Origin of the sequence: Nocardia sp. NPDC051052 (assembly GCF_044456045.1) — a bacterium.
Classification (GTDB): Bacteria; Actinomycetota; Actinomycetes; order Mycobacteriales; family Mycobacteriaceae; genus Nocardia.
The window spans coordinates 98,261-110,500 of sequence record NZ_JBITFL010000004.1 but is presented as its reverse complement, the minus strand read 5'-3'; the positions used below and the strand labels follow the sequence as shown (position 1 = coordinate 110,500).

12 protein-coding genes are annotated in these 12,240 nt (G+C 64.9%); 5 read left to right on the top strand and 7 right to left on the bottom strand.

Annotated features, from left to right (window positions below; translation table 11 throughout):
- Positions 1-209 precede the first annotated feature (209 nt).
- The 4 genes from nrdF (at position 210) to ACIBCN_RS14455 (ending at position 4,358) form a co-directional block, all read left to right on the top strand.
- On the top strand, positions 210-1,172 hold the full coding sequence (gene nrdF / locus ACIBCN_RS14470) for a class 1b ribonucleoside-diphosphate reductase subunit beta (RefSeq protein ID WP_396992011.1): 963 nt from the start codon (positions 210-212) through the stop codon (positions 1,170-1,172).
- A gap of 134 nt (positions 1,173-1,306) precedes the next feature.
- Positions 1,307-1,672, top strand: coding sequence for a MerR family transcriptional regulator (locus ACIBCN_RS14465; protein ID WP_396992010.1), 366 nt, complete (start codon positions 1,307-1,309; stop codon positions 1,670-1,672).
- 75 nt (positions 1,673-1,747) lie between these two features.
- Entirely contained in the window at positions 1,748-2,599 is an 852-nt protein-coding gene (locus ACIBCN_RS14460; RefSeq protein ID WP_396992009.1) for a TIGR03619 family F420-dependent LLM class oxidoreductase, read from the top strand.
- A gap of 880 nt (positions 2,600-3,479) precedes the next feature.
- Complete coding sequence (locus ACIBCN_RS14455) at positions 3,480-4,358, top strand: helix-turn-helix domain-containing protein (protein ID WP_396992008.1); 879 nt, start codon at positions 3,480-3,482, stop codon at positions 4,356-4,358.
- A gap of 143 nt (positions 4,359-4,501) precedes the next feature.
- Here ACIBCN_RS14455 and ACIBCN_RS14450 read toward each other — a convergent pair whose 3' ends face one another.
- From ACIBCN_RS14450 to ACIBCN_RS14420, 7 genes are all read right to left on the bottom strand, one after another.
- Positions 4,502-4,945 (bottom strand): hypothetical protein, encoded by a 444-nt coding sequence (locus tag ACIBCN_RS14450; protein WP_396992007.1) that lies wholly within the window; start codon positions 4,943-4,945, stop codon positions 4,502-4,504.
- A 96-nt stretch (positions 4,946-5,041) separates the two neighbouring features.
- The gene (locus ACIBCN_RS14445; RefSeq protein ID WP_396992006.1) at positions 5,042-5,656 is read right to left on the bottom strand and encodes an FMN-binding negative transcriptional regulator; all 615 of its coding nucleotides are present in this window, start codon (positions 5,654-5,656) and stop codon (positions 5,042-5,044) included.
- Between the two features lie 87 nt (positions 5,657-5,743).
- Entirely contained in the window at positions 5,744-6,271 is a 528-nt protein-coding gene (locus ACIBCN_RS14440; protein WP_396992005.1) for an RICIN domain-containing protein, read from the bottom strand.
- Positions 6,272-6,413: 142 nt separating this feature from the next.
- The gene (gene mraY, locus ACIBCN_RS14435; RefSeq protein ID WP_396992004.1) at positions 6,414-7,490 is read right to left on the bottom strand and encodes a phospho-N-acetylmuramoyl-pentapeptide-transferase; all 1,077 of its coding nucleotides are present in this window, start codon (positions 7,488-7,490) and stop codon (positions 6,414-6,416) included.
- A 210-nt stretch (positions 7,491-7,700) separates the two neighbouring features.
- Positions 7,701-9,065 (bottom strand): magnesium transporter, encoded by a 1,365-nt coding sequence (gene mgtE / locus ACIBCN_RS14430; RefSeq protein WP_396992003.1) that lies wholly within the window; start codon positions 9,063-9,065, stop codon positions 7,701-7,703.
- 277 nt (positions 9,066-9,342) lie between these two features.
- Positions 9,343-9,852 carry a hypothetical protein gene (locus tag ACIBCN_RS14425; RefSeq protein ID WP_396992002.1) on the bottom strand — a complete coding sequence of 170 codons (510 nt, stop codon included), beginning with the start codon at positions 9,850-9,852 and terminating at the stop codon, positions 9,343-9,345.
- Positions 9,853-9,916: 64 nt separating this feature from the next.
- Positions 9,917-10,507 carry a DJ-1/PfpI family protein gene (locus ACIBCN_RS14420; RefSeq protein WP_396992001.1) on the bottom strand — a complete coding sequence of 197 codons (591 nt, stop codon included), beginning with the start codon at positions 10,505-10,507 and terminating at the stop codon, positions 9,917-9,919.
- A gap of 308 nt (positions 10,508-10,815) precedes the next feature.
- Between ACIBCN_RS14420 and ACIBCN_RS14415 the strand changes: the two genes are divergently transcribed.
- A complete protein-coding gene (locus tag ACIBCN_RS14415; RefSeq protein WP_396992000.1) occupies positions 10,816-12,216 on the top strand; it encodes a glycosyltransferase in 1,401 nt (466 codons plus the stop codon).
- Positions 12,217-12,240: the final 24 nt, after the last annotated feature.

Here is a 12,240-nt window from a genome sequence, read left to right as displayed (position 1 = left end):
GCGGCGCGCCAGCACCGATGTGGCTGTTCGCGCGATCGTGACGCAGAATAGGGGCCGCACGCGATGGCTCCCGGCGTATCTCGCCTCGGTGACACGCATCGCAGCGACACAAGGTGTTGTGCTGCACGGACTTGTCACCCCCAAGGAGTAGTGTCCGGGGGAGAGAAAATCCGTCACGGCAGCGGGCTCGGGAAAGGTGTGGAGGCAGGATGAAACTGATCGATCGGGTATCGGCCATCAACTGGAATCGGGTGCCCGACGAAAAGGATGCCGAGGTCTGGGACCGGCTGACCGGCAACTTCTGGCTGCCCGAGAAGGTTCCGGTGTCCAACGACATCCCCTCGTGGGGCACGTTGACCCCGGATGAGAAGCAGCTGACCATGCGGGTCTTCACCGGCCTCACGCTGCTGGACACCATCCAGGGCACGGTCGGCGCGGTGAGCCTGATCCCGGACGCGCTCACTCCGCACGAGGAGGCGGTGTACACCAACATCGCGTTCATGGAGTCGGTGCACGCCAAGAGCTACAGCTCGATCTTCTCCACGCTGTGCTCCACGCGTGAGATCGACGACGCGTTCCGCTGGTCGGAGGAAAACCGCAACCTGCAGCGCAAAGCAGAGATCGTGCTGGACTACTACAACGGCGACGATCCGCTCAAGCGCAAGGTGGCCTCGACGCTGCTGGAGAGCTTCCTCTTCTACTCCGGCTTCTACCTGCCGATGTACTGGTCCTCGCGGGCCAAGCTCACCAATACCGCGGACCTGATCCGGCTGATCATCCGCGACGAGGCCGTGCACGGCTACTACATCGGCTACAAGTACCAGAAGGGCCTGGAGCTGGTCAGCCAGGCCGAGCGCGAGGAGCTGAAGAACTACACCTTCGAGCTGCTGTTCGAGCTGTACGACAACGAGGTCGAGTACACCCAGGACCTCTACGACGAGGTCGGCCTCACCGAGGACGTCAAGAAGTTCCTGCGCTACAACGCGAACAAGGCGCTGATGAACCTCGGCTACGAGGGCCTGTTCCCGAAGGACGAGACCGAGGTGAATCCGGCCATCCTGTCGGCGCTTTCGCCGAACGCGGACGAGAACCACGACTTCTTCTCCGGGTCGGGTTCGAGCTATGTGATCGGCAAGGCCGTGAACACCGAAGACGAAGACTGGGAGTTCTGAGCGACTCACCCGGTGACAACGGCGGCGGATTCTTCCGCCGCCGTTTCGCGTCCCGGGATGGTGCGCGGCGACGCTTGCGTTGACACCGGCGACAACGTTTAGCGTGGCCGTGACGGTCGCTCGGAGGAGGTCGGATGCTGATCGGTGAGCTGGCGCAACAGGCCGGAACGAGTACCCGCACCCTGCGGTACTACGAGCAGCACGGGCTGGTGCGGGCGCGACGCTCCACCAACGGGTATCGCGTCTACGACGAGACGGAACTGCCGGTGGTCCGGAAGATTCGGACGCTGCTAGAGGACGGTTTCGACCTCGACGACATCCGCCCGTTCGTCACCTGCCTGCGGGCGGGCAGCAGCTCCGGTGACGGTTGCCCGGACTCGGTCGCGGTGCTGCGGCGCAAGCTCGACGAGGTGGACGAGGCGCTCACCAGGCTGACCGCGCTGCAGGCGGAACTCCGGCATCGGCTGGCCGGTGCCGAGCCTGCCTGCGAATTCGGGTAACCACCTGTCCGGCAACCGGTTTCGATAGACCGGTGGCGCGATCGTCCGCTGCCCACGTCACCCGAGGAACGCTCGATGAAGTTTGCGATCAGTTACAGCGCACCGTATTACGGAGCAGACCCCGACCGGATCATCGCCTTCGCCAAGCACGCCGAAGCCTGTGGATTCGAAGGGCTGTATCTCCCGGACCACATCGCGTTGTATCCCGGCGCGAAGGTCGGCAATTTCGAGATGCCCCCCACCCTGCCCTACCCCGATCCACTCGACTGCCTGAGCTTCGTCGCCGCGGCCACAGACCGGATCCTGCTCGGCACAGGCGTACTACTGCTGCCGTATCGGCACCCGGTGGTCTTGGCCAAACGGCTCGCGACCATCGATGTGCTGTCCCGCGGCCGCATGCGGTTGCTGACCGTCGGCCTCGGCACCTTGCCCGGCGAAGCCACCGCGACAGGAGTCGACTTCGCCACCCGCGGCCGACGAACCGACGAGGCGATCGATGTGCTGCGACTGCTGTGGTCCGGCGGCGCGGACGGCGTCAGCTTCGACGGCGAGTTCTTCACCTTCGACTCACTGGTCAGTTTCCCGAAACCCCATGGGGTGCCCCAGTTACCGATCCACATCGGCGGCTCCAGTCGCGCCGCCGCCCGAAGGGCCGGCCGACGCGGCGACGGCTACTTCCCCGGCGGCATGCTAGGCCCCCTCGAACGCGCCGGCCAACTAGACCTCGCCAAAGCGGAAGCCATTGCCGCAGCCCGAGATCCGGCGGCACTCGAGTACACAAGGTGGGGTTCGATCGACATGCCCGCCGAACGCGTCGAAGGGCTCGCCGCCGAGGGCGTGACCCGAATCGTCATCGGCAGCATCGATCCCGAGCACCTATTCGACGAAATGTCCCGCTTCGCCGAACGTTTCGACCTCGGCACCTAACCAGCCACCACCCGATCTCGGGCAAAACCAGACCAAGCGACAGATAGGTCAACTCCGCATACCTGCTTCTTCTTTCACATACCCCTCAACGGTACCCGGCTTTCTCTGCCGCGGCCTGGCATGGGCAACGCGTAGGTCCCAGCGTGAGGACTGGCTGTGGTCCCGTTGAGGGATCTTCCGCAATCGAGGTGAGTCAAAGGTCGTCCTCGATCATCGACGTGAGTCAAAAGGTTGCTTTACAAGGTCTTTTGGCGACCATATGACTCACGTCGATGGGGGCTCTCACCTGCGTGGCGGCCCGGCCGGTCGCGCCGAGCTCGGCGGCTAGCGCGGGAGCACCGGCGACCTCGTTAATGGCTGCGGTCAACGCCCGCTCGCAGCCTCGGGCGCGCTCCGGTCGGAGTGCACCCGCCGCCCCGGGGCCGTCGAGGTGTTCGGCCTTCCAGGCCGTCGCGGCTCCCGCGAATGCGCGGTCAATGCGTGTGGGTGCCGTACAGCGTGGCCGCGCGGTGCCCGGCACTCCCCTCCGAGTGCCGGGGCAGAGCACTGTCCGCGGCGAGACACTTTCGGTCGCCATTTCATGCCCTCGACGACTTGCAAATAAGCCCTTTCCGAAAAGGAATTGCCATTCTGGATTGTTCCTGTTGCGGTGCGGCACTGGGTAATTCGGCAATTTCGTGCACAACCATTACAGTCAGCTGATTGTATGAGCACGGAGGCCGATTGGGGTCGGCTTTCACACGACCAGTGCAATATCGCAGCGAAACAGTGGAACATTCCAGAACTGAGCTCGCCAGCATTTCTGGAATGTTCCACGGTTGCTGCCACCTATGCGTTCCATTACTGACCACCTCTTCAGCAACCCTTCGGAGATGCAGCCATGACGACTGGTTCGACCCTTCCGCGCAGGCTACTGGCCCGCGAGCTCCGCAACGCCCGTGCGGCCGCGCGTATGAGCTCGGAAGCCGCGCGGAATCAGATCGGTGTCAGCAAACAAACATTCTGGCGCATGGAGAACGGAATCCCGACCCGGTTGAACCCGTTGTTCGTCAAGCGGTTATGCGAAATCTACGGGGTATCGGCCGAACTGACGCAGGTACTGCTGACGCTCGTCGAAGAGACGAGGGACAAAGGGTGGTGGCATGCGTTCGACGATGCTATCCCCAAGAGCTTCGAGCTGTTCCTCGGATTGGAGGACGCGGCGCACCGGATTATTTCTTATCAGACAACGTTCCTGCCCGGAATGTTGCAAACCAACGAGTACCGCCGCGCGATGCTGTGGCTCGAGAACCCGAGCAGGCCGAAATCGAATGTCGAGACGACGATCGATATCGTGACCCTGCGACGGGCTCGACTTTTCAGTGATGCCAATCCACTGACACTGGATGTTTTCCTCGACGAGTCGGCGCTACGCCGCTCGACCGGAAACTCGGGAGTCATGGCCAGCCAGTTGACGCATCTCGCCGAAACCGCACAGCGACAGAATGTTTCGGTGCGTGTGGTGCCGACTTCGGCAGGCACCTATCAGGCTCTGACGTTCGGCACCTTCGTCCTACTCGAGTTTCCCCCGCATCCCACCACGCATCTGACAGAGCCACCGGTGGTCTACGTCCAAGGCTTCACCGACGATCTATATTTGGAGCGTCCCGAGGAGATTTCGGCGTACCGATCCGCGCACACCGACCTCGAACGCCTGGCATTGACCGAGGCCGACAGCCACGCTCTCATCCTCGATATAGCAAAGGAGTTCGGCGTATGACCATCGATATAACTCACGCACGATGGTTCAGGTGCACACGCGGTGGTGGTTCGGCGGTCGTCCACGACAGTCTCATCCGCCCATAGACATACCGACCGTACGAGGCCCCCACTGCCGGTGGGGGCCTCGTACGCTATTTCGAACTACTTGTCGCCGTTGGGCTTCCGTAAAATATGCAGAATCTGCGCGACATCGGACTTGATGTAGCCGACATCCGACTCCATAGACTCCAGCCGAGTCCCCATGCGCTCTTGCTGAGCTTCCATAGACCCTTGCCGAGTCTCCATAGACCCTTGCCGGGTCTCCATCGACTCCTGCCGAGACAGCAGGTTACCGATGTCGATACTCATCGATATCAACCGGGACGCAACCGAGCGCCCGTCCAAATCGCCGATACGGCTGTCCAAGACACCGATACGGCTGTCCAAGACGCCGATGCTGGCGCGAATCTCACCCAGGCTGGCGTGGACGGCGTCGAACTTCTCCTCGAATCCGGTCACTGTGACAGTATCGCGCGTGATTTGCTGATCCCGCCACCGTTCTAGCTCATGCACACGATATTCCAAAGACTTCCCGCTGCTGCTCATGGGTCGAGCCCTCCCCTCGTCCGCTACCGCATCGAAAAATACGACCGGATCATATCTTCGGGCACCGACACCTAATCGCTTCGGCGAGATCGGGTTTCACACCGTGGGTGCTCGACGCACGGCATCGGCGATGGTTTCGTGACCGTCGGCGGCGAGTCCGGAGTACACGCCGTCGATGTCGGCGGCGGGGCGATTTTGGCTGAGCTTGAACTTGGCCTCGATGCGGGTGATCGCCAGTTCGACTCCGACGATCGCCCGCAGCTGACCCGAGATGAACTGTGCCGGCGCGTCGTCGACGGACCACGGTTGCGGGCGCCCCGACTCGTGCTTTTCGGTCAGGTCACGGACGAGCCGTTCGACCCAGGCTGGGTCGTCGTGCACGGTGAGCCGTCCGTAGACGTGCGCGGTGACGTAGTTCCAGGTGGGGACCACCCGCCCGTGTTCGGCCTTGCTCGGATACCAGGCCGGGGAAACGTAGGCGTCCGGACCGCGCACGATGACCAGTGCGTCACCGAGCGCAGTCCGCCGCCACTGATCGTTGTTGCGGGCGAGGTGACCGCGAAGCGTCTGCGCGCCAGCGTCGTAGACGAACGGCAGCATGGTGGCGACCATGCCGTCCGCCGTCGCGGTGATCAGATCGGCGGCGCCGTGCCGGCTGAGCAGGTCGTTGACGGCCTGCTCATCGGCAGCGAAATGTGCGGGGACGTACATGCTTTCCAGCATTGCCTGCCGCACCGACGTTCACCAGTACCACTTGGTCGACGTTCACCAGTGCCACTTCAGTGGAACCACTACTGGTCAGTGGCCGACTACGACCAGCACGAACTGCTGGGTCGGGTTGTTCTGAGCAGTGCGGCTCACTACGCCGTAGTCCTTCTCGGCGTATTCATGGGCATCCACGTAGCGGTTGTTGGAGGCCTGCTGGATCGTGTACTTGCCTGCGCCGATGGAATTGATGTGCCACACCTGGGTGGGGTTGTTCTGGGCGGGGCGGGTGACCAGGTGGTAGTCGAGGGACTCGATCTCGTGGGCGTCGAGGTAGCGATGGCTGCTCACTTGCTGCACGGTGCCGGTCCCGGTGCCGCTCTGATCCCAGTGGATGCGCCACTGCTGGCTGGCGTCGCCCTGCTTCGGCCGGGTGACCACGTTGTAGTCGTGCGAGCCGTCGGCCCACGCGTCCACGTAGCGGCCACTGGACACCTGCTGGATCGTGACGATGTCGTCCGGCTGCGCGGCGTTCGCGGTGGCGGGAACAGCGACAATGCCGGCGACGGTCACAGTTCCGAAGAACAGTCCCGCGGCGGCGCGGCTGATGAAGTGTGTCAAAGTCGAATCCCTCTGGTGAAAGTTGTTGCGTTGCTTGTCTGAACCAATGTTCGAGCAAACGCGACCACTCCATAAGGCACCCTTGGGAGGTAGCTGAGCCGCAACGGGGTGCGGAAATCACCCCCGAGGGTGGTACCTCCGGTCAGCCGATGGCGGCTAGATATTCGCCGTAGAAGAGCATCAGCCCGACGGCGGAGGCGATGCCTGCCAGCAACCAGAAGCGGATGATGACGGTGGTTTCGGCCCAGTTGCTGAGTTCGAAATGGTGGTGGAAGGGGGCCAGTTTGAACAGTCGGTTGCCGGTGGTGCGGAAGACGACGATCTGGAGCAGGACGGAGAGGATCTCGGCGAAGAAGAGCGCGCCGACTACCGCGGTGAGCAGTTCGGTGCGGGTGGTGATGGACAGCCCGGCGAGCATTCCGCCGAGGGCCAGCGAACCGGTGTCGCCCATGAATATCTTGGCCGGTGCCGCGTTCCACCACAGGAATCCCATGCAGGCGCCCGCGCCCGCGGCGCAGACCACCGCGAGGTCGAGTGGATCGCGGACGTCGTAGCAGCCGGCGTTCGGGGTGGCCGCACAGGAATTGGTGTACTGCCAGAAGGTGATGATCACGTAGGCGCCGAGCGCGAAGCTCATCGATCCGGCGGCGAGCCCGTCGAGGCCGTCGGTGATGTTCGCCGCGTTGGACCAGGCCACCACCAGGAAACTGACCACGAGCAGGAACCCGACCAGCCCGAACGACACGGTCTCCACATCACGCACGTAGGACATGTGCCGACTGCCCGGCGTCAGCCCGGTGCTGTCCGGAAACCGCAACGCGAGCACCCCGAAGACGACCGCGGCGGCAAGCTGGCCGATGTACTTGCCGGTCGCGGTCAACCCTAGGTTGCGTCGCTTGTGGATCTTGATGAAGTCGTCGAGGAAACCCACCACACCCAGCGCGGTGGCCAAGCCGAGCACGAGCAGCCCCGACACGGAAATCCCCTCCGCATCGTGGCGGATGCCGATCAGGTGCGCGCCGAGATACCCCGCCCACATACCGATCAGGATCGCGATGCCACCCATCTGCGGCGTGCCGCGCTTGGCCTGGTGGCTGGCCGGTCCCTCGGCCCGGATTTCCTGCCCGATCTTCAGCCTGGTCATCACCTTGATCAGCAAGGGTGTCAAGGTGATCGAGACCGCCAGCGCGATCATCGCCGAGTACAAAATCTGTCTCATGCGCCCCTCATGCGGCCGTCAACGGAAAAGTCGAGTAATTGAAACATCAACGCACGGGCACCTTTTCACTGCCCGGCCTGGTCGATACCCGACGCACGCTCGTGCCGCTGCCGTCCACCGAACCCCGCCGTCGTCCCTCGCGAATCGCTCCGACGTTAGCAAGTCGAACGGATTTATGCGGACTCCTGAAGGTGAACTAAACGGCTCCCCTCAGATACCGAGGACCAGCTTGGCGGTGGTGAAGTAGATGATCAGGCCGGTGGCGTCGACGAGGGTGGTGACCATGGGCGCGGACACCACCGCGGGGTCGATGCGCAACTTCTTGGCGAGCAACGGCATGGTGCCGCCGATGGTCGCGGCCCAGCCACAGATCAGCACCAGGGTGATGCCGACGACCACCGCGACACGCGGACCGACGAACAGCCCGCCGATCACCAATCCCGCTGCGGCGAGCATGGATCCGAGCACCAGACCGACCCGGCATTCGCGCCAGATCACCTTGAAAAGGTCGGTCACCCGCACCTCGCCGACGGCGAGCGCACGCACACAGGAGGTGGCGGCCTGCGCCCCCGCGTTGCCGCCCGCGCCGATGAGCAGCGGAATGAACAGCGCGAGGTGCGCGGCCTGCTGCAGCGTGCCCTCGAACATGTCGGTGACGCTGACGGTGAGCGTCGCGGCGAACAGCAACAGCAGCAACCACATCGCGCGATAGCGGGCCAGCTGGAACACGCCCGCGGCCATGTAGTGGCCCTCCCACGGCGCCGAACCCGCCTGCCTGGCCACGTCCTCGCTGTCCGCGGCCTCGATGACCTCGACGGCGTCGTCGATGGTGAGCAGGCCGACGAGCCGATTCTCGCTGTCCACCACGGGCATGTTGAGGTCGTTGGTCTCGCGCATCAGCCGAGCCGCCTTCTCGGCGGAATCGGTGGCGCGGGCGCAGGCCGGTTCGGTGACGACCAGTTCGGCGATCATCGTGTCCGGCTTGCTGAGCACCAGCTCGCGCAGTTCGACGATGCCGGTCAGTCGCCTGCCCGCGTCGACGACGGGCAGCGTGTAGACGGTTTCGGCGGTGGCGCCCTTGGCGCGCACCATGGTCAGCGCCTCGGCGACGGTCAGGTTCTGTGGCAGCGCGACGACCTCGGGGGTCATGTACTGGCCCGCCGAACCCTCCGGGTAGCCGAGCAGCGCGGCGGTCATCCGCCGCTCGCGCGGGCTCAGCCCGGCGAGCACCTTCTTGGCGACCTTCGCGGGCGCCTCCCGCAGCATGCGGGCGCGGTCGTCGGGCGCCATGCCCTCGATCAGGTCGCGGAAGCTCTGGTCCCGCAGGCCCTGCAGGATCTGCTGCTGGTCGACCGGTTCGAGCTCTTCGAAGACGGCCAGCGCCAGGTCCTTGTCGAGCAGCCGGAACGCTATCCCGGCCTGGACGGCGTCCATCCGGGCGAGCTGGTCGGCGATGACGTGCGGCGGGTGATTGTCGAGCCAGGCGAGTGCGGCGTCGACGCGGTGGCTGTCGGCGATGTCCTGCAGTGACTCGGACAGCGTCGGACGTACTTCGATGACATCGGTCTGCGACATGGGGTGTCCTCAGCGATATGCGTGAGTGAATGGGAGCGCGAGATTCACACCGCGGGCGCCCGCCCCAACCGTCGCTGACTACTCAGGAGTGCGAAGGGGCGACGCCGCGCGGCCTTCGACTGGGAGGTTCGCTGCGCATGCAACCCCACCTCCTTCTCGTCGCTGCCGCAGACCTGACTCGCCTGCACCATCAGTGAAACGTTGATCGGATGCGAAAGCATCCCTGTGCAGAATACAGGCAATCGGTTGAAGTGTTGACCATGAACGATCGCGCTGGTCAGTCGACCAGCGTGGCTGTGACAGCCGCCTCCGCATCGGGCCAAGCCCGCACATGGCACAGCCAGTCGGGAGCCTGCTCCGATTGCGCGCCGAACAGGTAGAGATGCGGCACCAGATCGCGCAGCGCGTAATGCACATCGATCCGGTCGTCGATCATGTGCGTGATGCCGAGTTCGGCGCAGTGGCCTGCCTTGTCCGCGCGCTTGCGGCAGAAGCGCAGGTTGTCGCGCGGGATCCCGGTGCGGTCGTAGAAGTCGTGGTGGTCGAGCCATTGCCGGGTACGCTGTTCGATCCGCTCCCCGCATTTGGAGATCACCCACGCTCTGCCCTCGAACAGCTGGACCAGCCGGGGCAGCACGTCGAAAGCGTTGGGGCTGGGCGGGGTTCGCAATGCCTCGGTGAGTCCGCCGGAGAGGAATACCGTGTCCGCGGCACCGGCCCGCAAGGCCGCCCCCTGGATGACCCGGCCGAAATCGACGCCGAGTCTTGGTTGTCTATCTATCGTCATTTCCGTCCAAGCATGACTCGGACAGCCGTGTCGAGGCGAGCGAATTTCCTTCCCGCGCAGCGGGTCAGATCGGCGGCATCGGGTCGTACTGGATGAGGCGGCGCACCTCTTCGGCGCGCTCGGCGCTTGCCAGCCGCCGAACCAGGTGCAGTGCCATGTCGATGCCCGCGGAGACGCCCGCCGAGGTGATGATGTCGCCGTCGTCGACATATCGCTGCTCGGCGTCGACCTGGATGGTGGGGTCGAGTTCGGCCAGCCGATCGAGTGACTTCCAGTGCGTGGTCGCCGGCCGCCCGGCCAGCAGGCCCGCCGATGCGAGGACCAGCGAGCCGGTGCACACGCTGGCGATCAGCGGTGTCGTTGCGCGTTGCGCCCGGGTCCAGGTCAGCATCGCCTCGTCGTCGATCATCGGCCGGGTGCCCCGGCCGCCGGGGAAGATCAGCACGTCGCGGCGCGGCGCGGTGTCGAACGAGTACTCCGCCTCGATCGTCAGGCCCTTCGCGCACTTGATCGGCCCGCCGTCCATGGAGAACGTGAACGCCGTATAGCCGTCGTCGGGGTAGTACTGCGTCCAGAAGGCGAGCACCTCCCACGGGCCGACCGCGTCGAGTTCTTCCACTCCGGGGAACAGCAGCAGACCGATGGTGCGCGTCATATATCTCCTCACGCCTGACGTACTCGCGGGCCGGAGTCTCGTATAAACGGTAACGGTCCGTGCGGGCGGCAACCCATTCCGATCTCACCCACCGTTTGCCATGCAAGCCATGACGCGCTCAGGGCTCTCTCGTACTTCAAGTTTGGTTCCCGCCCAGCAGACGGACCGGTCATCACGACCTCCAGCCGGAAATCCATTGCTATCACGCCTTATGGACCTCCGTATCGCCTACCTCGCCTCAATTGCACGGCCCATAACGTTATCTCCGGACAGGTGACGCAGCGGTTAGCTACAAGTTAGCCTGTTGCATGACCAAAATACTGGCATTCACCTCACCGGCAAGAGGACACCTGTATCCGATCGCGCCGGTCCTGGCGGAGCTGGTATCGCGCGGCCACGACGTGACCGTGCTGACGCTGCCCGGCAGCGAGGAGGCCTTGGAGCCGTTCGGTATCACGGTGCGCGAACTACCGCCGGTGCTCGCGCGCGACACCCTCGACGACTGGGCGACCACCTCGCGGATCGCGACCCTGCGCGCGACGCTTCGCGCGCTGATCGCCCGCATCCCGGACGAAATCCAGGCCTTGCGCAGCGCGATCATCGCCGAACGACCGGACGCGCTGCTGATCGACATCACCGCACCCGGCGCCAACATCCTCGCCGCGGCCAGCGGACTGCCGTGGGCGTCGTGGGCACCGGCGCTGCTGCCGATCCCCTCCCATGACGCGCCGCCCTTCGGCCCCGGACTGCGGCCGCGCGCCGACCTGCTCGGCCGAACCCGCGACAAGAGCCTGCGCTGGTTCCTCGATCGCCGCTGGAACGAGGTGCTGCCGCAGCTCAATCACATGCGCCAGTACTACGGGCTCGACCTGCTCGACAACACCGTCGACTACCTCCGGCAGCCGCCGCTGATGCTCAACTTCACCGCACCACCGTTCGACGATCCGCGCGGCGACTGGCCGCCCTCGGTCCATCAGATCGGGCCGGGCCTGTGGGCGCCGGACGCCGAGCCGCCCGCGTGGCTGAACGAGATCGATCGGCCGCTGGCGCTGGTGACCTGTTCGACCGAATTCCAAGACGACGGCAAGCTCGCGCAGGCCGCGATGGACGCGCTGGCCGACAGCGGGCTGTACACGGTCGTCACCTCGGGGGCGATCGACCCGGGCACGTTCACGGTCCCGCAGAACGCGCGGGTCGAGCAGTTCGTGCCGCATCAGCTGCTCCTGGACCGAACCGCCGTCGTCGTCTCGCACGGCGGCATGGGGATCACCCAAAAGGCCTTGGCCGCAGGCGTTCCGGTGTGCGTGGTGCCGTTCGGCCGCGGCCAGTCCGAGGTCGCGCGGCGCGTGGTCAGCAACGAGGCGGGCAGCTGGGTGTCCGCGAAACGGCTCACCGTCGCCACCCTGCGTGCCGGTATCGACACGGCGATGGCCTGCCGCGCCGGCGCGGGCGCGGTTGCCGCCGGATTCGCCGCGGCAGGTGGCACACTGCGCGGCGCCGAGCTGCTGGAAAGGCATTTCGCCGGGCATCCGGTCGGGCACGCGGCCAAGACCGGTGCCACGCCGATCCATAGTTCGCATCCCTATCCGACCAATGAGGTCGCACCGGAGATCACCCCGGGCGAGCCGGACCCGATCGTCCTCCCGCCCAACGACTCGCCGCCCAACGACGACCGCTATTGGACCACCTGGCAACGCCGCGATCGCTGACCTATTCGGCCGGGCACACCTGAA

What these genes read in the sequence shown, in the direction of transcription:
- nrdF (WP_396992011.1), top strand. Translation starts at nt 210, where the DNA reads ATGAAACTGATCGATCGGGTATCGGCCATCAACTGGAATCGGGTGCCC.
- ACIBCN_RS14465 (WP_396992010.1), top strand. Translation starts at nt 1,307, where the DNA reads ATGCTGATCGGTGAGCTGGCGCAACAGGCCGGAACGAGTACCCGCACC.
- ACIBCN_RS14460 (WP_396992009.1), top strand. Translation starts at nt 1,748, where the DNA reads ATGAAGTTTGCGATCAGTTACAGCGCACCGTATTACGGAGCAGACCCC.
- ACIBCN_RS14455 (WP_396992008.1), top strand. Translation starts at nt 3,480, where the DNA reads ATGACGACTGGTTCGACCCTTCCGCGCAGGCTACTGGCCCGCGAGCTC.
- ACIBCN_RS14450 (WP_396992007.1), bottom strand. Translation starts at nt 4,945, where the DNA reads ATGAGCAGCAGCGGGAAGTCTTTGGAATATCGTGTGCATGAGCTAGAA.
- ACIBCN_RS14445 (WP_396992006.1), bottom strand. Translation starts at nt 5,656, where the DNA reads ATGTACGTCCCCGCACATTTCGCTGCCGATGAGCAGGCCGTCAACGAC.
- mraY (WP_396992004.1), bottom strand. Translation starts at nt 7,490, where the DNA reads ATGAGACAGATTTTGTACTCGGCGATGATCGCGCTGGCGGTCTCGATC.
- mgtE (WP_396992003.1), bottom strand. Translation starts at nt 9,065, where the DNA reads ATGTCGCAGACCGATGTCATCGAAGTACGTCCGACGCTGTCCGAGTCA.
- ACIBCN_RS14425 (WP_396992002.1), bottom strand. Translation starts at nt 9,852, where the DNA reads ATGACGATAGATAGACAACCAAGACTCGGCGTCGATTTCGGCCGGGTC.
- ACIBCN_RS14420 (WP_396992001.1), bottom strand. Translation starts at nt 10,507, where the DNA reads ATGACGCGCACCATCGGTCTGCTGCTGTTCCCCGGAGTGGAAGAACTC.
- ACIBCN_RS14415 (WP_396992000.1), top strand. Translation starts at nt 10,816, where the DNA reads ATGACCAAAATACTGGCATTCACCTCACCGGCAAGAGGACACCTGTAT.